We start from the raw sequence: 19,113 nt of genomic DNA on the forward strand, positions 1-19,113 counted from the left end.
TACCACAGTGCTTATTGCACAGCGTCCGACTCTTAACGAGGAATCGCTGAACCCCCAGCGCTCCCGCTTCATCATCGAGCCGCTCGAACCGGGATTCGGCTATACGCTTGGCAACTCGCTGCGTCGCACCCTGCTGAGCTCGATTCCGGGTGCCGCTGTGACTTCGGTGCGTATCTCCGGTGCCCTGCACGAGTTCACCACTCTGCCGGGCGTCCAGGAGGACGTGACCGAGATTCTGCTCAACGTCAAGGGCATCGTGCTCACCAGCGAGTACGACGAACCTGTCGTCATGTACCTGCGCAAGAGCGGCAAGGGCGAGGTCACCGCCGGTGACATCACCCCGCCTGCGGGCGTCACCATCGCCAACCCGGACATGCACATCGCCACCCTCGCCGAGGACGGCGAACTCGAGATCGAGTTCACCGTCGAGCGCGGCCGTGGCTACGTCCCGGCGGCGATGAACAAGCAGGACACCGATGAGATCGGCCGCATCCCGGTCGACTCCATCTACTCCCCGGTGCTCAAGGTGAGCTACAAGGTCGAGGCCACGCGTGTGGAACAGCGCACCGACTTCGACAAGCTCATCCTGGACGTGGAGACCAAGCCGGCCATCTCCCCGCGTGACGCGGTGGCTTCCGCCGGTTCCACCCTGGTGGAGCTCTTCGGCCTGTGCCGTGAGCTCAACACCCAGGCCGAAGGCGTCGAGGTCGGCCCCGCCCCTGTGGTGGAGGAGTCCAACCCCGAACTCGCCGTGCCGATCGAGGACCTCAACCTCACGCAGCGCAGCTACAACTGCCTCAAGCGCGAGGGCATCCACACCATCGGCGAGCTGGTCTCCCACACCGAGCAGGATCTGCTCGATATCCGCAATTTCGGTATGAAGTCCATCGACGAGGTCAAGGAGAAGCTCCAGTCTCTGGGCATGTCCCTGAAGGCCTCCCCGCTCGGCGGCTTCGACACCAACAATCTCGAAGGCGGCACCTTCTTCTCGCCGGAAGACGAGTGAGAACGGTCCAGCCGATTTCGACCAACCGCTAGACCGGTTCGGACGTTCGGGCCTCTGCCCACCTGAACCGGCCAAGCAAAAGGAGTTACTATGCCCACACCCAAGAAGGGCCCGCGTCTGGCCTCCAGCCCGGCGCACGAGCGCCTGATGCTCGCGAACATGGCCACCAGCCTGTTCCAGAACGGCCGCATCACCACCACGCTGCCGAAGGCCAAGCGCCTTCGTCCGCTGGCCGAGCGCCTGATCACCTTCGCCAAGCGCGGTGATCTGCACTCCCGCCGTCGCGTGATGCGCGTCATCCGCAACAAGTCCGTCGTGCACGTGCTGTTCACCCAGATCGCCGAGCAGATGGAGCAGCGCGAGGGCGGCTACACCCGCATCGTGAAGATCGCCCCGCGTAAGGGCGACGCCACCCCGATGGCCATCATCGAGCTCGTCACCGAGCCGGTCGCCAAGAAGGCCGTCGTGAAGGAAGCCGAAGCCGCCGCCAAGGTCGAGGCCAAGGATGAGGCTCCGGCCGCCGAGGCTCCGGTTGAGGAGACCGCCGCCGAAGCCACCGAGGCTCCGGCCGAGGCCGCCGAGACCACCGAGGCCGAGCAGGCCGAGTGAGTCGTTAGCGTCAGCTGACTCGAAGCAAAGGGGTCGGGAATCCGTATGGATTCCCGACCCCTTTCGCATGCCCGCTCCCATCCATCGCATGGTGCGGTGACGACCGCAGGCAGCTACGGCAGGGTGCGGACGGCGCGGATCGCCTCGGCCCGGGAGGCGAGTTCGTCGTCGGGCGGGTAGGCGACGTGCTCCAGCGTGAGGCCCTGCGGTGCGATCGGTCCGGTCGAGCCTTCGCGCTTCGGCACGGCCATCTTGCCTGCGAACCAGTCGAGGTCGCGTTTGCCGATGCCCACCGCGACGCACGCGTTGACGAGCGAACGCACCATGTTGCGTGCGAACGCGTCCGCGACGATCGTGAAGCAGACAAGACCGGATTCCAGCGTCGGCGTCACGTAACCGGTCGCCGCGTCGTCGCCGTACCCGCCACCCGTCGTGCCGCTGTCTGACGTGTGCCCGCGCGCCGCGACGTCGTCGCGCGACGGCACCAGCGGACGCGACGGGACGCGCGTCCAGAACGCGCGCTTCACCTCGCGGATCGTCGTACCGCCCGGATTCGGCGTCGCGAACGAACCGAAGTCGTGCAATCCCAGCGTCATCGCCGCGGCACGGTTCATCGCGTCCAGGTCGAGCGTGTCGTCGATGTGCAGCACGCACCCGCGCAGCCGCGGATCAACTTCGCTCGCGCGGTCGGCGATCCGATACACGTACGTGCGTTCCAGCGCGGAGAACCGCGCGTCGAAACCGTCCGGCGCGACGGACACGCGATGGACGGTGACGTCCGACGGCAGCAGGCGCTGCAGCCGATGCTCGAGCGCGGTGACCGCCGGCACCCTCATGTGCCCGACGGCGCGTTCCAGCGTCGATTCGGCGACGTCGAGATGGCACACCTGATGACTGGCGTGGACGCCGGTATCGGTGCGTCCGGCGACGACGAGGCGCAGTGGCTCGTCCGGGTCATGTTCGGGCACGCGCAGCAGTTTGTGCAGCGCCGCCTCGATGGTGCCCTGCACGGTGCGGATGTCCGGTTGCGTGGCCCACCCGTAGAAGCCGCCGCCGTCGTATGCGAGGTCGATGCGCAGTCGTGTCTTGTCCGTCATAGCCAACGAGTATACGGTCCCGCGCCGATGCCCCGTACGGGAATCGTGGGAGGACGACGAGGCGGCGCCGAGGCGGGACAGTGACCTGCTCGTAACATTGCCGCGCCCTGCATGAAACGGGTGCCGCCTACGATGACGCGCGTATCGGCAAGGAGGCCCGCATGTCCGAAGGTCCGCACCGCAACGGACGGACGCGGGCTTCACGGCATGAGGCACGGAAGGCGGAAACACGATGATCGAATCGTCGGCAGGCAGGCTCGCGACGGAACTGGTGGAGCGGCGCGAGGACATCAACCGCGAGCTGAGCCGCAACGGCGTACGGTTCGGCGTGTACAAGGACGGCGTGTACAAGGACCGTCTGTTCCCGTACGATCCGATTCCGCGCATCATCGAATCCGACGAGTTCGACCGTCTCGAGGCGGGGCTCAAGCAGCGCGTCAACGCGCTCAACGCGTACCTGCGGGACATCTACTCCGACAAGCGCATCATCCACGACGGCGTCGTGCCCGAGGAGTTCGTGTACACGTCCGCCGGCTACTACCCGCAGGTCAACGGCGTGACGCCCCCGGCCGGCGTGTTCGCGCACATCGCCGGCGAGGACCTCGTCCAGGGCGAGGACGGCCGCTGGTGGGTGCTCGAGGACAACCTGCGCATCCCCTCCGGCGCCAGCTACCCGCTGTTCGCGCGCGACATCGAACGCCGCGCCAACCCGCGCCTGTTCCGCGAGGTGCACGTGCGGGACAACCGCGACTATCCGCGTCTGCTGCGCAAGGCCATGGACTTCGTCTCCACCGAGGGTATCGCCGTGGTGCTCACCCCCGGCCGCTACAACTCCGCGTTCTTCGAACACGCCTACCTCGCCGAGAAGACCGGCGCCACGCTCGCCTTCCCGGAGGACCTCGAAGTGGTGGAGAACAAGCTGTTCTTCCTCGACTACGCCGGCAACCGGCACCGCGTGGGCGTTGTCTACCGCAGGCTCGCCGACGACTACCTCGATCCGTTCGCCTTCAACCCGGACTCCGTGATCGGCGTGCCCGGACTGTTGTCCGCCTACCGCGCCGGCAACGTCGCCATCGTCAACGCGCCGGGCAACGGCGCCGCCGACGACAAAGCCATCTACTACTTCGTGCCGCAGATGATCAAGTACTATCTGGGCGAGGAGCCGATCCTGCACAACGCGCCCACGTACATGCCGATGTTCGAGCAGGACCGCAAGGAGGTCCTGAGCCGCATGGACGAACTCGTCATCAAGGACGTGGCGGAGGCCGGCGGCTACGGCGTGGTGTTCGGGCGCGACCTGAGCCGCGAGAAGCGCGAGGAGCTCGCCGACCGCATCAAGGCGGACCCGCGCCGGTTCATCGCGCAGGAGATCATCCAGTTCCGCGACATCGACGTGGTGGACCCCGCCACCGGCGAGCACAGCCCGCGCAAGGCCGACCTGCGCGCGTTCGTCGTGACCGGCCAGAACACGCACGTGTGGTATTCCGGTCTCACCCGCTACTCCTCGGTGCCCGGGCAGATGATCGTCAACTCGTCCCAGGGCGGCGGCTTCAAGGACACGTGGGTGCTCGCGCCCAAGGACCGCGTCATCCCGAACCACGGCGAGGAGATCGAATCGGTCAACCTCATGCCGCACGCGCGCAAGCATTCGCTGCAGCTCGTCACCGCGTCCAAGGCCGACAACCTGTACTGGCTCGGCCGCTACACCGAGCGCGCGTTCACCACGCTCGTCCAGTTCTACCCGTTCTACGACCGTGTGATGGACGACAATCCGGACGCCTTCCGTCCGTTCGCCCGCGCGCTCGACCTGCCGGAGGATTTCGAGGACTTCGACACGTTCATCCACTCGTTCCTCTACGACGGCACGAACCCGGATTCGGTGCGCTCCGCCATCGTCTCCGCGTTCAACAACGCGGTGGTCCTGCGCCCGGAGCTCAGCTCCCGTCTGCTGCAGTACGTCGAGCTGGCGGTGACGAACATCACCAGCGCGGCCGAGGCGTCCGCCGATTCGTCCGACATCTACGCCCAGCGCGACATCGCCGACAACATGCTCGCCTTCTGGGGCGGCATCGAGAACTCCGCCGCCGACATGACGCTCAAGGCGTTCATCTTCATCGGCAAGTACATCGAACGCCTCGACCTGTACACGCGCTTCGGCATGCCGGTGGAGGAGATGGACGCGCCGTTCCGTAAGCTCAGCACCTACTCGCATGCGTTGGACGGCATGCCGTTGCCGCAGTGCTTCGCCGAGGGCATCGGCTGGCTGCTCGGCCAGCTGCCGCAGCGCGGATACCCGGAGCTGACCGCGCGCCTGCAGAGCTTCCTCGACGACTTCGGCAAGCGTTCGATCACCGGCGACCGCAAGGATCCGGGGTCGTTCAGCGCGATGAACATGGACGCCCGCAGGCCGTGACAGGTCGAGCTGGTAAGGTGGAATGCGGTCTATATCACATCTTACGGAGCCGATTCGGAGCCTGATTCATGAAAAAACTGGTGTTTGACTACGAGATGAAGCTCAGCTTCAGCTCGCCCGTCACCGATCACCGTTTCCAGCTGCGGTGCATCCCCGCCACCGGCCCGCGTCAGCAGGTTGTGGACGTCGAGATCGACATCGAGCCGGACGTCGAGCTGGAGACCACCATCGACTCGTTCGATTCGGTGGTCAAGACCGGCTTCATCCCCGAGCCGCACGATGTGTTCAACTACAAGGTGACCGGCATCGCGTTCGTCGACAACGAGCACATCAAGACGGAGATCTACAAGCCGTTGTACCGCTTCGATTCCGCGTTGACGATCCCCGGCCCCGCCGTGGAGGCGCTGACCGACATCTGCCGTCGGCGTCTCGAGACGCTGCCGGAGAACGTCACGCCGGTCGAGAGGGCGCGCGAGATCATGGACGAGGTGTACAAGGCGTTCGTCTACACGCCCGGTTCCACCACCATCCGCACCACCGCCGAGGAGGCGCTCGTCCAACGCAAGGGCGTGTGCCAGGACTATGCGCACGTGATGCTGTCCGTGGCCCGCCACTGCGGGCTCGTCGCCCGCTACATCGCCGGCCTGCTCGGCGGGGAGGGTGCCACGCACGCCTGGGTGGAGGTCTACCAGGACAACCGGTGGATCGGTCTCGACCCCACCCACGACCGCATGGTCGACGACAACTACATCACCATCGCCCACGGGCGCGACTACCGCGACTGCATGCTCGACATCGGCATCTTCTCCGGATACAACGTCGAGCAGCACCAGTGGGTCAACGCCTCCGTGCACGAGCAGAGGCTGTAGGGGCGGAAGCCGTAAGTGCGACGGAACGGCGGCGTACGTCGGCGTGCGGCCGTGTCGCGACGTGCCGTGACGTGTCGCGACGTGTCGCGACGCGCCAACTTGCGTTCACGCCGTCACGGCTTATAATAAACAGGTTGCGTTTTCACGCGACGATGGATGAATGTCCGAGCGGTCTAAGGAGCACGCCTCGAAAGCGTGTGAGGGCGAACCCCTCCGCGAGTTCGAATCTCGCTTCATCCGCGATTGCAAAGGGTTCCGGGTTGTCCCGGAACCCTTTTTCGTATGTCCGTGAGCCGTCCGATGACGGTCCGCGCGCGTGACGTCGGGCACGTGACGTCGGTGGGGGGGGGCGTCAGTCGAACAGGGCGGCGTCGAAGGAGGGGTAGCCGAGCTCCATCGCGCGCCATGCGCGGGCGGAGGCCATGCGGGCCAGCCAGGCGAGCGTCTTGGGCGAGGGCGACGAGGATCCGTCGGCGCCGGTGACCTCCTTGCCGCCCACCGCGTCCAGATAGGCGCGTGCGCAGTTCATCTCGATGGAGGCGACCGTGTCGGCCGTGATGCCGTTGGCCGGGTCGGCGATCGTGTCCGGGTGGGCGATGAGCTGGTCCACCGCGTACACCTTGCGCCGTGGGTCCTTCGAGGAGCCGGACAGGGAGAACAGGCGCTGCGCGGCGGTCTTGTGGTTGTCGGACAGGGCCAGTGTGGCGCCGTCCACGCCGCGGGCGGCGAGCACCTCCACCGAGAATCCGGCGCGGTCCTCGCCGAGCGAGATCGCGTCGAGCGCGGATGCCTGCATGTCGAGGCTCACCACTTCGTCGTAGTCGACCTTCTCCGGGGAGGAGGCGTCCACCCCCAGACGTTCCGCCAACGTTCCGGCGACGAACGAGGCCTGCGCGGCGCGCATCGCGCCCTCGGCGAACCGGGAGTCGCAGGTGGAGGCCACGGTGAGCCACGCCGTGGCCGAGGTGCGGGCCGCAAGATACCGCATCATCAGCGGCGCTTCGGCGACGGCGGGGGACAGGGCGTGCGAGGCCGTCAGATACACGCTCTCGCATGCGCTCGGCTTCGTCGCCTCGTCGACCTGCGCTTCGAGACCCGGTGCGGCGCAGCCGGCGAGAGGCGCCGTCATCGCGCACAACGCGAGTACGGCCGCCAAGGGGGTGTGCGTCCAGGAATCCCGAAGTGTCTTCATAAAACAGTAGAGTAAACACTGACTATGACCATATGGGCCAACATAGGGGCCATTCGCCGCAATAACTTAAGGGAGGTCTTGCGAAATGGAACTGGACCTGACAGGAATTCACAAGCTCGCAGCAGAGCAGGGCATCGAGCCGGAGGCGCTTGACGACGCCCTGTCCGAGGCGCTGCGTCTCGCCTATCTCAAGACCCCGCACGCGGCCAAGCACGCGCGCGTCGAACTCGACGACCGTGCCGGCACCTTCACCGTGTGGGCCGCGGACGAGATCCCGGGCACGCCCACCGAGGACGACCCGCATCCGGCCCCCACGCTGGGCGAGGAATACGATGACACGCCGAAGGACTTCGGCCGTCTCGCCGCCGCCACCGCGCGCCAGGTCATCACCCAGCTGTTCCGCCATGCCGAGGACGAGCGCGTGTTCGGCGCGTTCTCCGGCCAGAAGGGCAAGCTCATCACCGGCGTCGTCCAGCAGGACGTCAAGGACTCGTCCAACGTGCACATCGCCGTGGGCGACGTCGAGGCCCTGCTGCCCCGCCGCGAGCAGGTGCCGGGCGAGCGCTACCGCCATGGCGAGCGTCTGCGCGTCTACGTGGTGAACGTGGGCCGCGGCCTCAAGGGACCGGAGATCATCGTCTCCCGCTCCCACCCGGAGCTCGTGCGCAAGCTCTTCGAACGTGAGGTCCCGGAGCTCGTCTCCGGCGCCGTGTCCATCATGGCGATCGCCCGCGAGGCCGGCGCCCGCACGAAGATCGCCGTCAAGGCGAACACCGACGGCGTGAACCCGAAGGGCGCGCTCATCGGCCCCGGCGGCGCCCGCGTGCGCGCCGTCATGGAGAACCTCGGCCCGGAGAAGATCGACATCGTCGACTACTCCGACGATCCGGCCAAGTTCGTCGCCTCCGCCCTGAGCCCGGCCGTGGCCACCGGCGTGCAGGTGATCAGCGAGAAGAACAAGACCGCCATCGCCTTCATCCACGACGACCAGCTGTCGCTGGCCATCGGCAAGGAGGGGCAGAACGCGCGTCTGGCCGCCAAGCTCACCGGCTGGAAGATCGGCATCGAATCGTCCGAGGCCCACGCCAGGAAGCTCGCCGAGCAGCAGCATGAGGCCGCCGCCGCGGACGGACAGGCGCAGGACGACTGACCTGTCTCCCGCGGACACGTGGATGGGGCGGGGAGCCGGACGGCATCCCGCCCCGTCGTCGGGCGTGGCACATCCAGCGTACTGAGTATGCTTGATGCGGTATGCCGGGCGTAAGCATGCCCGGCCGAAGAATGAGGAATCACGATCATGGTCGTACGATGAACAGGCTCGCCGTCATCGGGATTTGACCACGCCGGCGCGTGGTCACGATAAGGAGAACAAGTAGTGGCGAAACCACGCGTATATGAAATTGCCAAGGCCCTTGGCGTCGACAGCAAGACCGTGCTGGAGAAGCTCAAGGATATGGGGGAGTTCGTCAAGTCCGCCTCCTCCACCGTCGAACCTCCGGTGGTTCGCAAACTGAAGAACGCCTTCGCCGACAAGGGCGAACAGGGTGGTTCCAGGCAGGGGGCCAAGCCCGGCGCCCCGAAGCCGTCGCACAACGCGCACGGACAGTCCCCGCGTCCGGCGGCGCATGCCGGCGCACCCGCGCCCACCCCGGCCCAGGCCGCCAGGCCCGCGGCGCCGTCCCCTGCTTCCGCCGCTCCCGCGGCGCACGCCGGCGAGCATCGTCCGGCCCCCGTGCCGGGCGCCCATCCGGGCCCGCGTCCCGCGCAGCCGGGACCGCGCAACCAGTCCCAGCATGGCCAGTCCGGCCAGCGTCGCGACCGCAACGAGCGCGGTGACCGTTCCCAGGGAGCCCAGCAGGGCCATCGTCCCGGCCAGCAGGGCCAGGGCCGTCCGGGCGCACGTCCCGGCGCCCCGCGCCCGCAGGGCGAGCACCGCGGCAACCCCGGCCGTCAGGGCGCCCCGCGTCCCGGCCAGTCCGGCGGCGCCAACCCGCGTCCGGCGGCCCCCGGCCAGCAGGCGCACACCCCGGGCCCGCGTCCGGGCAACAACCCGTTCAGCCGCAAGCAGGGCATGCACACCCCCACGCCGGGTGACATCCCGCGTCCGCACCCGATGGCGCGTCCGACCGTGAACGACAGCCGCAACGGCGGCGGTCGCGGCCGTGGCGGCCGTGGCGGCTTCCGCAACGGCCGCCCGGGCCAGGGCGGCACCGGCGCTCCGCGTCCGGGCCAGTGGGGCCACAACCGTCCGGGTCAGGGCGGCGCCCAGTCCGGCGCAGGCCAGCGCGGCGGTTTCCGCGGCGGTCAGGGCGGCGGCTTCCAGGGCGGTTCCTCCGCTCCGAGCAACGGTCCCGCACGTGGCGGCGGCCGCGGTCGCGGTGGTGCCGCAGGCGCCTTCGGACGCCAGGGCGGCAAGAGCTCCAAGGCGCGTAAGAACCGTCTGGCGAAGCGCCGCGAGTACGAGGAGATCAAAGCGCCGACCATCGGCGGCGTGCGCATCCCGCGCGGCAACGGCCAGACCATCCGCCTGCGCCAGGGCGCGTCCCTCGCGGACCTCGCGGAGAAGATCAACGTCAACGCCGCGTCCCTCGTCACCGTGCTCTTCCACCTGGGCGAGATGGCCACGGCCACGCAGTCGCTGGACGAGTCCACCTTCCAGATCCTCGGCGAGGAGATCGGCTGGAACATCCAGATCGTCTCCGCCGAAGAGGAGGACAAGGAGCTGCTCCAGCAGTTCGACATCGACCTCGACAACGAGGAGCTGCAGGAGGACGAGGACCTCGAGCCGCGTCCGCCGGTGGTCACCGTCATGGGCCATGTCGACCACGGCAAGACTCGACTGCTCGACACCATCCGCAAGACGAACGTCATCGAGGGCGAGGCCGGCGGCATCACCCAGCGCATCGGCGCCTACCAGGTGACGGTCGACCTCGACGGCGAGAAGCGCAAGATCACGTTCCTCGACACCCCGGGCCATGAGGCGTTCACCGCCATGCGTGCCCGCGGCGCCGAGCTCACCGACGTGGCGATCCTCGTGGTCGCCGCCGACGACGGCGTGATGCCGCAGACCGTCGAGGCCATCAACCACGCGCAGGCGGCCAAGGTGCCGATCGTCGTGGCGGTCAACAAGATCGACAAGCCGGGCGCCAACCCGGAGAAGGTCCGCGGCCAGCTCACCGAGTTCGGCCTGGTGCCGGAGGAGTACGGCGGCGACACCATGTTCGTCGACATCTCCGCCAAGCAGAACATCAACGTGGACAAGCTCCTCGAAGCGGTGCTGCTCACCGCCGACGCGGACCTCGACCTCAGGGCGAACCCGAACATGGACGCCCGCGGCGCCACCATCGAGGCCAGGCTCGACAAGGGCCGCGGCGCCGTGGCCACCGTGCTCGTCCAGCAGGGCACCCTGCACGTGGGCGACGCCATCGTGGCCGGCACCTCGTACGGCCGCGTGCGCGCCATGCTCGACGAGAACGGCAAGCACATGAAGGAGGCCACCCCGTCCACGCCGGTCCAGGTGCTGGGCCTGACCTCCGTGCCCACCGCCGGCGACCTGTTCCTTGTGGCCGGCGACGACCGCACCGCGCGTCAGATCGCCGAGAAGCGCCAGGCCACCGAGCGCGCCGCCCAGCTGGCCAAGCGCCGCAAGATCGTCTCCCTCGAGTCCCTCAAGGAGCAGTTCGCCAAGTCCGAGGTGGACATGCTCAACATCGTCATCAAGGGCGACTCCTCCGGCTCCGTCGAGGCGCTCGAGGACTCCCTGATGAAGATCGAGGTGTCCGACGAGGTCGGCATCCAGGTCATCCACCGCGGCGTCGGCGCGATCACGCAGAACGACGTCAACCTGGCCACGGTCGACAAGGCCGTCATCATCGGCTTCAACGTGCGCCCGAACCGTCAGGTGCAGGATCTGGCCGACCGCGAGGGCGTGGAGATCAAGTACTACTCGGTCATCTACAAGGCCATCGAGGACATCGAGGCCGCCCTCAAGGGCATGCTCAAGCCGGAATACGAGGAGGTCGTCACCTCCCACTCCGAGATCCGCGAGATCTTCCGCTCCTCCAAGTTCGGCAACATCGCCGGCGTCATGGTGCAGGACGGCGAGGTCAAGCGCGGTACGAAGTGCCGTATCCTGCGCAACGGCGTCGCCACCGTCAACGACCTCGAGATCTCCTCGCTGCGTCGTTTCAAGGACGACGTGCAGTCCGTCAAGGAAGGCTACGAGGCCGGCATCAACCTCGGCTCCTTCAACGACATCGAGCTCGGCGACATCATCGAGACCTTCGAGATGCGCGAGGTCGAACGCAAGTAGCGCATCGGCGTGCCGCGTACGTCACGCACGTGACGTACGCCGCACGCGTCATCGAACGCGACATTGCACGCGTCATATGGCCGGCGGCCGGGACCAGACCCGTCCCGCCGGCCCGCATCATCCGCTCCCGCCGACAGTCCTCGCCAGCGGGAGCGCTTCATATCCGCACAGATTGTTTCGGACGATTCTTTGAAAAGGACTTCCCATGGCAGGAACCAACCCCCGCGCCGCGCGCATCGCGGCCCTGATCCAGCGCGTCATCGCCTCCTCCATCGAGCGTGAGCTGCATGACAAGCGCCTGATCAACATCACCATCACCGAGGTGCGCGTCACCAACGACCTGCAGATCGCCAAGGTCTACTGGACCCAGTACGGCCATCAGGGCAAGGAGGCCGGCGAACGCAAACGCGCCCAGCAGGCCCTCGACCAGGCCAAGGGCCATCTGCGTACGCTCGTCGGCCGCAAGGCCGGTCTGCGTCTGACCCCGCAGCTTCAGTTCGTGTTCGACGAGGTCCCCGGCGAGGCCCACGAGATCGAGGACATCCTCGTCATGGCCCGCAAGCGCGACGAGGAGCTCGCCAAGGCGCGCGCCAACGCCCAGTACGCCGGCGACGCCGACCCGTACAAGCATGACGACAAGCCCGCGCAGGACGCCGACGACGATGGTTTCGACGATGACGGCTTCGATGACGCCGACGACGGGTTCGGTGACGCCGAGGACTTCCGCATCGCATGAACGACGGACTCCTGCTCGTCGACAAGCCGCAGGGCGTGACCAGCTTCGACGCGGTGGCCGCCGTCCGCGGCGCGCTGCGCACGAAGAAGGTCGGCCACGCCGGCACGCTCGACCCGATGGCCACCGGCATGCTGGTCATCGGGTTCGGCAGGGCCACGCGCCTGCTGCAGTACATCGTCGAACATGACAAGACCTACGAGGCGACGATCCGACTCGGCGCCTCCACCACCACCGACGACGCCGACGGCGCGTTCGCCGCGACCGCGGACGGCGCCGCGGCCGGATGGCTGTCCGGCGGCGCCGACGGCCTGCGTCGGGACGTCGAACGCGTCATCGCCGAGACGTTCCTCGGCGACATCGAGCAGGTGCCGAACACCTTCTCCGCCATCAAGGTCAACGGCCAGCGCGCCTACGACCTGGCCCGCGAGGGCAAGGACGTGGCGCTCAAGGCGAGGGCCGTGCACATCGCCGGGTTCGACGTCCTCGACGTGCGTCCCGGGTACGCGTCCGCCGCGTCGCCGGCGGCGCCGCTCGAACCGGCGGGTACGACGTTCGATGGCCGGTCCGATGCCCGGTCCGACGGTCGCGTCGACGGTTCCTCCGATGCGACGGACCGTATTCCCGTCGTGGACGTCGACGTGCGGGTGAGCTGCTCGTCCGGCACGTACATCCGCGCGCTCGGCCGCGACCTCGGCACCGCGCTCGGCGTGGGAGGGTATCTCACGCGCCTGCGTCGCACCCGCGTGGGACGGTTCGCGCTGCCCGACGACCGTTCAGGCCTCGCCGTCGCCGCGGATGCGATCGTCGACGCCCACGCCGAACCAAAGACGTTCACCAACCGCGAGGGGGAGACCGTCACCCGCAACCGGTGCGTGCTGGACACCCCGGACGGCCTGTCCGGCGAGGAACGCGGCGACTGGCTGCGCGCCCGCGCCATCGGCATGGCCGACGCGGCGCGCGGCGCCATGACCGTCATCGACATCACCGCCGACCAGGCGCGCGAGCTGCGGTTCGGCCGCCGCATCGACGGGACGCTCGCCAAAGGCGTCCACTACGCCGCCATCGCCGGCGACGACGTCGCCGCCATCGTCGAACGGGCCAACCGCACGCAGGCCAAACCGGTCGTCGTGTTTCCCAAGGACTGAAAGGAACGAACGCAATGGCAATGAACATCACGTATCTGACCCCGGACGGGGACGGCGACGTCGCGTGGCCGTCCTTCGACAACGACAAGCGCGCCGTGGTCACGCTGGGCGCGTTCGACGGCATGCACCTGGGGCATCAGGCGGTCGTGTGCCGCGTGGTCGAGCTCGCGCACAAGCATGACGCGTTCTCCGTCGTGATCCTGTTCGACCCGCGTCCTGCGTTCGTGCACGGGTGGGCCGCCGCGCACGACGGCGCCGAACCCGGCGACGGCGTCATCGACGCGAACGCGCTCAATGGCGTGGACGATCGGCTGAGGGTGCTGGAGGAGCTCGGCGTCGAGCATGCGCTCGTCGTGCGGTACACGCTCGCCTTCGCCGCGAAATCGTACATCTTCTTCCTCGGACAGCTCACCGGCAAGCTCGGCATGCGCACGCTCGTGCTCGGCTCCGACGCCGCGATGGGCGCTGGCCGCAAGGGCGACGTCAAGTCGATCGCGAACCTCGCCGCCGCGACCGGCGTGTTCGAACTCGACGTGGTGGACGACCGCGGCCCCGGCGAAGTGCGCATCCCGCGCGACTGGAAGCCGGAGATGCCGGAGGAGTGGGGCGAGCCCGCCGACCCGCTGGCGGGGGCCACCAAGGCGGAACGCCGCGCGTGGAGCAAGAAGCGCCAGGCCAAGGCGACCCGCGCGTGGAGCTCCAGCAACGTGCGCTACCTGCTGGGCCATGGCCGCATCAAGGACGCGAACGCGATCCTGGGACGTCCGCACGCCGTCGAAGGCATCGTCGTCCACGGCGAGGAGCGCGGCCGCACCATCGGATTCCCCACCGCGAACCTGTCCGACGAGGTCGTGGGATACCTGCCGGTCGACGGCGTGTACGCCGGCTGGCTCGTCGACGAAGGCGAAGCGGGGGAGCACGACGCCTCCGAGGCGGCCGAGACCTCCGCTTCCGCCGAGACGGCAACTGAGCCCCGCCGCTGGGCCGCCGCCATCTCCATCGGCACCAAGCCGACGTTCAGCGAGAAGACCGGCCTCAACGAGCGCGTCGTCGAGGCCTACGCGATCACCGAGGACTGGCTGGAACTCTACGGGCACAAGGTGCGTGTGGAGTTCGCCGGATTCCTGCGCCCGCAGGTGAGGTTCGACGGCGCCGACGCGCTCGCCGCCGAACTCAGGCGCAACGTCGAGGAGACCAAGCACCTCACCGCCTGAGCGCGGTCCCGCACCCGGGTGCATTCCGGGGTGCATCCCCGCCGCCTTCCGGCCTTCGTGACGTCCCGTCCATCCTTGTGGGGTGGGCGGGACGCCGCATATCGGCGACCCGCGTCTCCGGCACTACAGCAGCACGTCGAGCGCGGCCTTGAGCGTCGTGGCCTCGACGATGCGCAGGCCGGGGATCTCGACGCGCTTGCGCAGCCTCGGCACCACGGCCGTGGTGAAGCCCAACCGTGCCGCCTCGCGCAGACGGTACTCCATCCGCGGCGCGGGCCTCACCTGTCCGGTCAGCGAGATCTCGCCGATGGCGCAGGTAGTGCGCGCGATCGGCGCGTGCTTCGCCGCGCTCGCCAACGCGGCCACGATGGCTAGGTCGCAGGACGGCTCCTTCGCGAGCCCGCCGGCGATCGTCGAGACGTACAGGTCGTTGCCCAGCAGGTTCACGTGCCCGTGACGGTACAGCACCGCCACCAGCATGGCGATGCGGTTGGCGTCCACGCCGTTCACCGCGCGGCGCGGCGTGGGCAGCACCGAATTCGTGACCAGCGACTGGATCTCCACCGGCAGCGACCGGTGCCCGTCCAACGTGAACGTCACGCACGTGCCCTCCACCGTCGTCTCGCCGTCGGCGTCGCCGTCACCGTCCGCGCCGCCGGGGGAGGAGAGGAACAGACCGGCCGGGTCGGTCACCTCCTCGATGCCCTCGCCGCTCATGTCGAAGCAGCCCACCTCGTCCGTGGGCCCGAACCGGTTCTTCACCGCGCGCAGCATCCTGAGCGCGGTCTCTCCATCGCCCTCGAACTGGCACACCACGTCCACCAGATGCTCCAACGTGCGCGGGCCGGCGATCGAACCGTCCTTCGTGACGTGCCCGACCAGCAGCACCGGCACGTCCAACGTCTTGGCCACGTCGATGAGGGCGCTCGCCACCTCGCGCACCTGCGTGGAGCCTCCGGAGATGCCATCCACGTCCTGGGAGATGATGGTCTGCGCCGAATCGACGATGGCCAGCGTGGGACGCTCCCGCTCGATGAGCCCGAGCACGGTGGCCAGGTCCGTGGTGGCGGCCAGCAGCAGGTTCGGCTCCACCGCGTCGATGCGCGTGGCGCGCATCCGCACCTGCCCCTGCGACTCCTCGCCGGACACGTACAGCACGCGCCCGCCGTCCGCCGCATGGGCGCGGGCGATGTTGCCTGCCGTCTCCAGAAGCAGCGTGGACTTGCCGATGCCCGGCTCGCCGGCGACGAGCACCACCGACCCTGGCACGATGCCGCCGCCGAGCACCCTGTCGAACTCCGAGAAGCCCGTGGGCAGACGCGTCACGTCCTCGGTGCCGACCTCCGTGATCGGACGCGCCGCGCCTTCCGCCACGACGCCGGCACGCGTATGGCCCATACGCCCCGCCGGCCCTGCGGACACGCCGCCCCGCCTCGCCGCCGCGGAGGGACGGGCCTCATGGAACTCCTCGATGGTGCCCCACTGCCCGCATTCGGGGCAGCGGCCGAACCATTTCCCGCCGCTCCAGCCGCATTCGCCGCATACATACTGCACATTCGTCTTCGCCATGCCTCGACGGTACGTCCGCGAACGGACCACCGGTAGATATCTACCGGTTCCTCGTGCCCGTCGGCGCGTCACGCGGCTGTGCCACAATCGAAGGCATGTCGAATACACGTAGTTCCGTTCGTTCCGCGCAGCAAAGCCCCTCCCACGGCAAGCTCATCGCCGTGATCGTCGCGGCCGCCCTGGTCATCATCCTCGCCCTGCTCTCCGCCTTCGTCTGGCCGGGTTGGGCGCTGAACAAGACGGAGGCGTCGAAGCCCGCCACCTCCCAGCAGCAGACGCAGGAGCCGACCACGCCGACCATCAAGGCCACGGATCTGCCGGACGGCGCCACGGAACTGCTCAAGGCCATGCCGGACAGCGTGCTCAACTTCGCACGCACCAAGGCCGACGCCTCCACCACCTGGAACTCGGCCACTCCCCTCGAGGAGTACACGCTCACGTACTCCACCGGCAAGAAGGGACAGGACATCACGCTCATCGTGGCCCAGTGGAGCTCCTCCGACGACGCCACCACGCAGTACAACGCGCTCACCGGCGCCTTGGACGGCAAGAAGATCGCGTCCGGCGCGGTGAAGGTGCAGGGCGACAACACCGGCGAATACGTGGTGAAGACCGACAAGGACCAGCCCAAGCAGGGCACGGCCGTCTGGCGCAATGACACCGTGGTGTTCCAGGCCACCGGCACGAAGGACGAGCTGCAGCGCTTCTACCAGAAGTTCCCGCTGTGACGCCCGTCGTGACGCCCGTCATATGGACGTCATCGGGCCGGAACATGACGACATCGTGACGTGCCGGTGACATCGTCCTCAAGAGTGTGTATACTCGTGCGAGTTGCAACTTTTACGATTAATCGGAATGGAGGCTTCAGATGGGTTCCGTCATCAAGAAGCGCCGCAAGCGGATGAGCAAGAAGAAGCACCGCAAACTGCTGCGTAAGACCCGCCACCAGCGCAAGTAGTCTTACCTGCACGAAGGCATGAAGGACCCCGCGCACCGAACCGGTGCGCGGGGTCCTTCCATATCCGCGTCCGCCCGCGGCGTCCGGATGCCCGCGGGCGTCCCGCCGAAGACGACGAACGCCGCATCCGTACGGGACGGATGCGGCGTCCATGCGTGCGCGCCGGTGAAGGACCGGGTTATGCGCGGCTCACTTGTTGGAGTTGGTCAGCACGCGCGGGCCGTTCGGGTCGCCCACGATGACCGTGTCCACCATGTTGAGGAACAGGCCGTGCTCGACGACGCCCACCGTGTTGATGAGGTCCTCGGCCAGGTCGAACGGGTGCTCGATCTTCTCCAGGTGCAGGTCGACGACGTAGTTGTTCTCGTCGGTGCGCACCTCCTTGCCGTCGGCGTCGAGACGCAGCACCGGCTTGTAGCCCTTGGCCTCGAACTTCTTGATGACGTGGCCGGCGCCGAACGGGATGACCTCGACCGGCAGCGGGAACTTGCCGATGGTGTCGACGACCTTGGACTCGTCCACGATCCACACGATCTTGTCGGAGTTGGTGGCGACGATCTTCTCCCACAGGAGGGCCGCGCCGCCGCCCTTGATGCCGTTGAAGTCCTTGTCGACCTCGTCGGCGCCGTCGATGGTCACGTCGATGTGGTCCACATCGTCGATGTCGACGATCTTGATGCCGTAGCTTTCCGCCTGGGCCTGGGTGCGGCGGGACGTGGTGACGCCGGTGAACTGGAGGCCTTCCTCCTTGACGCGGCGGCCGAGCTCGTCCACGAGGAACTTGACAGTGGAACCGGTGCCGAGGCCCGCGATCATGCCGTTCTCGATGAGCTTGGCGGCCTCGATGCCGGCGGCCTTCTTCAGGGCGTCCTGCTGTGCCTTATCCATGGTGCTTCCTTTCCGTACGGATGAAAAATCCGTACTTATCCTAACGCGGGTGGGCGATGCTGTGAGATGGTGTCCGCTTCTGTTCACGGCGTGTTCAGCGTAGGAAGTCGGCGGCCGTGAGCGTGAGGTTGCCGTCGCCGTCCACGAAGCCGTCCACGGCGATCCAGCCGTGCACGTGCATCGCCTCGCCGTTGTAGAACGGGCTGGTCTTCGGTGCGGGGGAGAAGCGCACCTCGCCCGACACCTTCAGTCCGCTCGGCGTGAGGCCCGGCATTGCGGCCTGCGGCGCGGTCTGTTGCGCCGCCGACGGCTCCGCGGCCGATGACGCCGCCCGTGTGTCCGCCGCCGATGCGCCCGTCGTGTCCGACGCGTCCGCCTTCGCCGCGCCGAGGTCGTCCGGCACGCCCTCCGGTTCGGCGAGCAGGTCCGCGAGCTTCGGCTTCGACGCGCGTGTCGCAGCCGTCCGCGACGCCGCGTCGCGACGCGCGTCGGACTTGCCGTCGTTCGCGTGCGTCCCGCGCAGACCGGACGCGTCGGCCTTGCCGTCGAGGACGAGCTGCACGTCCGGCGGCACGTCGGTGCCGCGCGAGTATTCGGAGTTCAGCAGCGAGCGCCAGCCTTCGATGGGCAGGTATCCGTCCTGTGCGCCCGAGCGGCAGTCGCCGGCGTAGGTGCGCGCGAGCTCGTCGACGAGCTCGTTGCCCGCGTTGCCGGCGTGTCCCTTCACCCACTTGAATTCGACCGGTCCGGGACGGTTCGAGATCGCCTCGTCGATGGCCTGGATGAGCTCGCGGTTCTTCACCGGCTTCTTCTGCGAGTTCTTCCAGCCGTTGCGCTTCCAGCCTTTGACCCATTTCGTCGAGCAGTTGATGGCGTATTGGGAGTCCGATTCGATGATGAGTTTCTGCGGCCCCGGATGCGCGCGCAGCGCCTCCAGGACGGCGCACAGTTCGCCGATTTGGTTGGTGCCGTTCGTGGCGCCGCCGGCGTCGTAGCCGCGCGAATCGTGCTCGTGTCCGGGCTCGCCGCCGTCGCCCGCGTCCTTCGCGTGGTCGGCCCACGCCCATCCCATCGGCCCGTTCGGGTTGCCGAGCGCCGAACCGTC

Annotated in this window: 16 protein-coding genes and 1 tRNA gene; 12 read left to right on the forward strand and 5 right to left on the reverse strand. The window is 68.0% G+C overall.

From position 1 onward, the window contains the following. The first annotated feature begins 7 nt into the window (after positions 1 to 7). Entirely contained in the window at positions 8 to 1,006 is a 999-nt protein-coding gene (locus tag KIH78_RS06685; RefSeq protein WP_219131732.1) for a DNA-directed RNA polymerase subunit alpha, read from the forward strand. A 90-nt stretch (positions 1,007 to 1,096) separates the two neighbouring features. After that, positions 1,097 to 1,615 carry a 50S ribosomal protein L17 gene (gene rplQ, locus KIH78_RS06690; RefSeq protein ID WP_219131733.1) on the forward strand — a complete coding sequence of 173 codons (519 nt, stop codon included), beginning with the start codon at positions 1,097 to 1,099 and terminating at the stop codon, positions 1,613 to 1,615. Positions 1,616 to 1,728: 113 nt separating this feature from the next. Here the strand turns inward: rplQ and KIH78_RS06695 are convergent, their stop codons facing one another. Further along, positions 1,729 to 2,712, reverse strand: a complete 984-nt coding sequence (locus tag KIH78_RS06695; protein WP_219131734.1) for a tRNA pseudouridine synthase A — start codon at positions 2,710 to 2,712, stop codon at positions 1,729 to 1,731. Positions 2,713 to 2,944: 232 nt separating this feature from the next. Here KIH78_RS06695 and KIH78_RS06700 point away from each other — a divergent pair, with 232 nt between their 5' ends. The 3 genes from KIH78_RS06700 to KIH78_RS06710 all read left to right on the forward strand — a co-directional run bounded on the left by KIH78_RS06700 (position 2,945) and on the right by KIH78_RS06710 (position 6,234). Further along, positions 2,945 to 5,125 (forward strand): circularly permuted type 2 ATP-grasp protein, encoded by a 2,181-nt coding sequence (locus KIH78_RS06700; RefSeq protein WP_219131735.1) that lies wholly within the window; start codon positions 2,945 to 2,947, stop codon positions 5,123 to 5,125. A gap of 68 nt (positions 5,126 to 5,193) precedes the next feature. Continuing rightward, positions 5,194 to 5,994, forward strand: coding sequence for a transglutaminase family protein (locus KIH78_RS06705; protein ID WP_219131736.1), 801 nt, complete (start codon positions 5,194 to 5,196; stop codon positions 5,992 to 5,994). Between the two features lie 154 nt (positions 5,995 to 6,148). Beyond that, positions 6,149 to 6,234 (forward strand) — tRNA-Ser (locus KIH78_RS06710). Positions 6,235 to 6,346: 112 nt separating this feature from the next. Here the strand turns inward: KIH78_RS06710 and KIH78_RS06715 are convergent. Next, positions 6,347 to 7,150, reverse strand: coding sequence for a hypothetical protein (locus tag KIH78_RS06715; RefSeq protein WP_236034478.1), 804 nt, complete (start codon positions 7,148 to 7,150; stop codon positions 6,347 to 6,349). A gap of 121 nt (positions 7,151 to 7,271) precedes the next feature. On the opposite strand from KIH78_RS06715, the gene nusA reads away from it, so the two are divergent. The 5 genes from nusA to KIH78_RS06740 all read left to right on the forward strand — a co-directional run bounded on the left by nusA (position 7,272) and on the right by KIH78_RS06740 (position 14,593). Continuing rightward, the gene (nusA, locus tag KIH78_RS06720) at positions 7,272 to 8,336 is read left to right on the forward strand and encodes a transcription termination factor NusA (RefSeq protein WP_219131737.1); all 1,065 of its coding nucleotides are present in this window, start codon (positions 7,272 to 7,274) and stop codon (positions 8,334 to 8,336) included. A 225-nt stretch (positions 8,337 to 8,561) separates the two neighbouring features. Then, positions 8,562 to 11,498, forward strand: a complete 2,937-nt coding sequence (gene infB, locus KIH78_RS06725) for a translation initiation factor IF-2 (RefSeq protein ID WP_219131738.1) — start codon at positions 8,562 to 8,564, stop codon at positions 11,496 to 11,498. 205 nt (positions 11,499 to 11,703) lie between these two features. Next, on the forward strand, positions 11,704 to 12,234 hold the full coding sequence (gene rbfA / locus KIH78_RS06730; protein ID WP_219131739.1) for a 30S ribosome-binding factor RbfA: 531 nt from the start codon (positions 11,704 to 11,706) through the stop codon (positions 12,232 to 12,234). After that, positions 12,231 to 13,379, forward strand: a complete 1,149-nt coding sequence (gene truB / locus KIH78_RS06735) for a tRNA pseudouridine(55) synthase TruB (protein ID WP_219131740.1) — start codon at positions 12,231 to 12,233, stop codon at positions 13,377 to 13,379. Before rbfA ends, truB begins: the two co-directional genes overlap by 4 nt. A 20-nt stretch (positions 13,380 to 13,399) precedes the next feature. Next, complete coding sequence (locus tag KIH78_RS06740) at positions 13,400 to 14,593, forward strand: riboflavin kinase (protein WP_219131756.1); 1,194 nt, start codon at positions 13,400 to 13,402, stop codon at positions 14,591 to 14,593. Positions 14,594 to 14,716: 123 nt separating this feature from the next. Here the strand turns inward: KIH78_RS06740 and radA are convergent, their stop codons facing one another. After that, entirely contained in the window at positions 14,717 to 16,162 is a 1,446-nt protein-coding gene (gene radA, locus KIH78_RS06745; RefSeq protein ID WP_219131741.1) for a DNA repair protein RadA, read from the reverse strand. Positions 16,163 to 16,257: 95 nt separating this feature from the next. Between radA and KIH78_RS06750 the strand changes: the two genes are divergently transcribed. Both KIH78_RS06750 and KIH78_RS06755 read left to right on the forward strand, forming a co-directional pair. Next, positions 16,258 to 16,890: a hypothetical protein gene (locus KIH78_RS06750; RefSeq protein WP_214314123.1), complete on the forward strand. Its 633-nt coding sequence runs from the start codon at positions 16,258 to 16,260 to the stop codon at positions 16,888 to 16,890. A 140-nt stretch (positions 16,891 to 17,030) separates the two neighbouring features. Then, entirely contained in the window at positions 17,031 to 17,120 is a 90-nt protein-coding gene (locus tag KIH78_RS06755; RefSeq protein ID WP_004268639.1) for a 30S ribosomal protein bS22, read from the forward strand. Positions 17,121 to 17,309: 189 nt separating this feature from the next. Here KIH78_RS06755 and rpiA read toward each other — a convergent pair whose 3' ends face one another. Together rpiA and KIH78_RS06765 are read right to left on the reverse strand one after the other, a co-directional pair. Continuing rightward, positions 17,310 to 18,008 carry a ribose-5-phosphate isomerase RpiA gene (rpiA, locus tag KIH78_RS06760; RefSeq protein ID WP_214314130.1) on the reverse strand — a complete coding sequence of 233 codons (699 nt, stop codon included), beginning with the start codon at positions 18,006 to 18,008 and terminating at the stop codon, positions 17,310 to 17,312. 94 nt (positions 18,009 to 18,102) lie between these two features. Then, positions 18,103 to 19,080, reverse strand: coding sequence for a ribonuclease H family protein (locus KIH78_RS06765; protein ID WP_236034485.1), 978 nt, complete (start codon positions 19,078 to 19,080; stop codon positions 18,103 to 18,105). Positions 19,081 to 19,113: the final 33 nt, after the last annotated feature.

Origin of the sequence: Bifidobacterium saguinibicoloris, from assembly GCF_019331725.1 — a bacterium.
GTDB lineage: Bacteria > Actinomycetota > Actinomycetes > Actinomycetales > Bifidobacteriaceae > Bifidobacterium > Bifidobacterium saguinibicoloris.

Excerpts from the sequence above, each read along its gene's own strand:
- rbfA (WP_219131739.1), top strand. The coding sequence starts at position 11,704 with ATGGCAGGAACCAACCCCCGCGCCGCGCGCATCGCGGCCCTGATCCAG.
- KIH78_RS06740 (WP_219131756.1), top strand. The coding sequence starts at position 13,400 with ATGAACATCACGTATCTGACCCCGGACGGGGACGGCGACGTCGCGTGG.
- truB (WP_219131740.1), top strand. The coding sequence starts at position 12,231 with ATGAACGACGGACTCCTGCTCGTCGACAAGCCGCAGGGCGTGACCAGC.
- KIH78_RS06695 (WP_219131734.1), bottom strand. The coding sequence starts at position 2,712 with ATGACGGACAAGACACGACTGCGCATCGACCTCGCATACGACGGCGGC.
- KIH78_RS06765 (WP_236034485.1), bottom strand. The coding sequence starts at position 19,080 with ATGGGATGGGCGTGGGCCGACCACGCGAAGGACGCGGGCGACGGCGGC.
- KIH78_RS06700 (WP_219131735.1), top strand. The coding sequence starts at position 2,945 with ATGATCGAATCGTCGGCAGGCAGGCTCGCGACGGAACTGGTGGAGCGG.
- nusA (WP_219131737.1), top strand. The coding sequence starts at position 7,272 with ATGGAACTGGACCTGACAGGAATTCACAAGCTCGCAGCAGAGCAGGGC.
- KIH78_RS06750 (WP_214314123.1), top strand. The coding sequence starts at position 16,258 with ATGTCGAATACACGTAGTTCCGTTCGTTCCGCGCAGCAAAGCCCCTCC.
- KIH78_RS06705 (WP_219131736.1), top strand. The coding sequence starts at position 5,194 with ATGAAAAAACTGGTGTTTGACTACGAGATGAAGCTCAGCTTCAGCTCG.
- rplQ (WP_219131733.1), top strand. The coding sequence starts at position 1,097 with ATGCCCACACCCAAGAAGGGCCCGCGTCTGGCCTCCAGCCCGGCGCAC.
- radA (WP_219131741.1), bottom strand. The coding sequence starts at position 16,162 with ATGGCGAAGACGAATGTGCAGTATGTATGCGGCGAATGCGGCTGGAGC.
- KIH78_RS06755 (WP_004268639.1), top strand. The coding sequence starts at position 17,031 with ATGGGTTCCGTCATCAAGAAGCGCCGCAAGCGGATGAGCAAGAAGAAG.
- rpiA (WP_214314130.1), bottom strand. The coding sequence starts at position 18,008 with ATGGATAAGGCACAGCAGGACGCCCTGAAGAAGGCCGCCGGCATCGAG.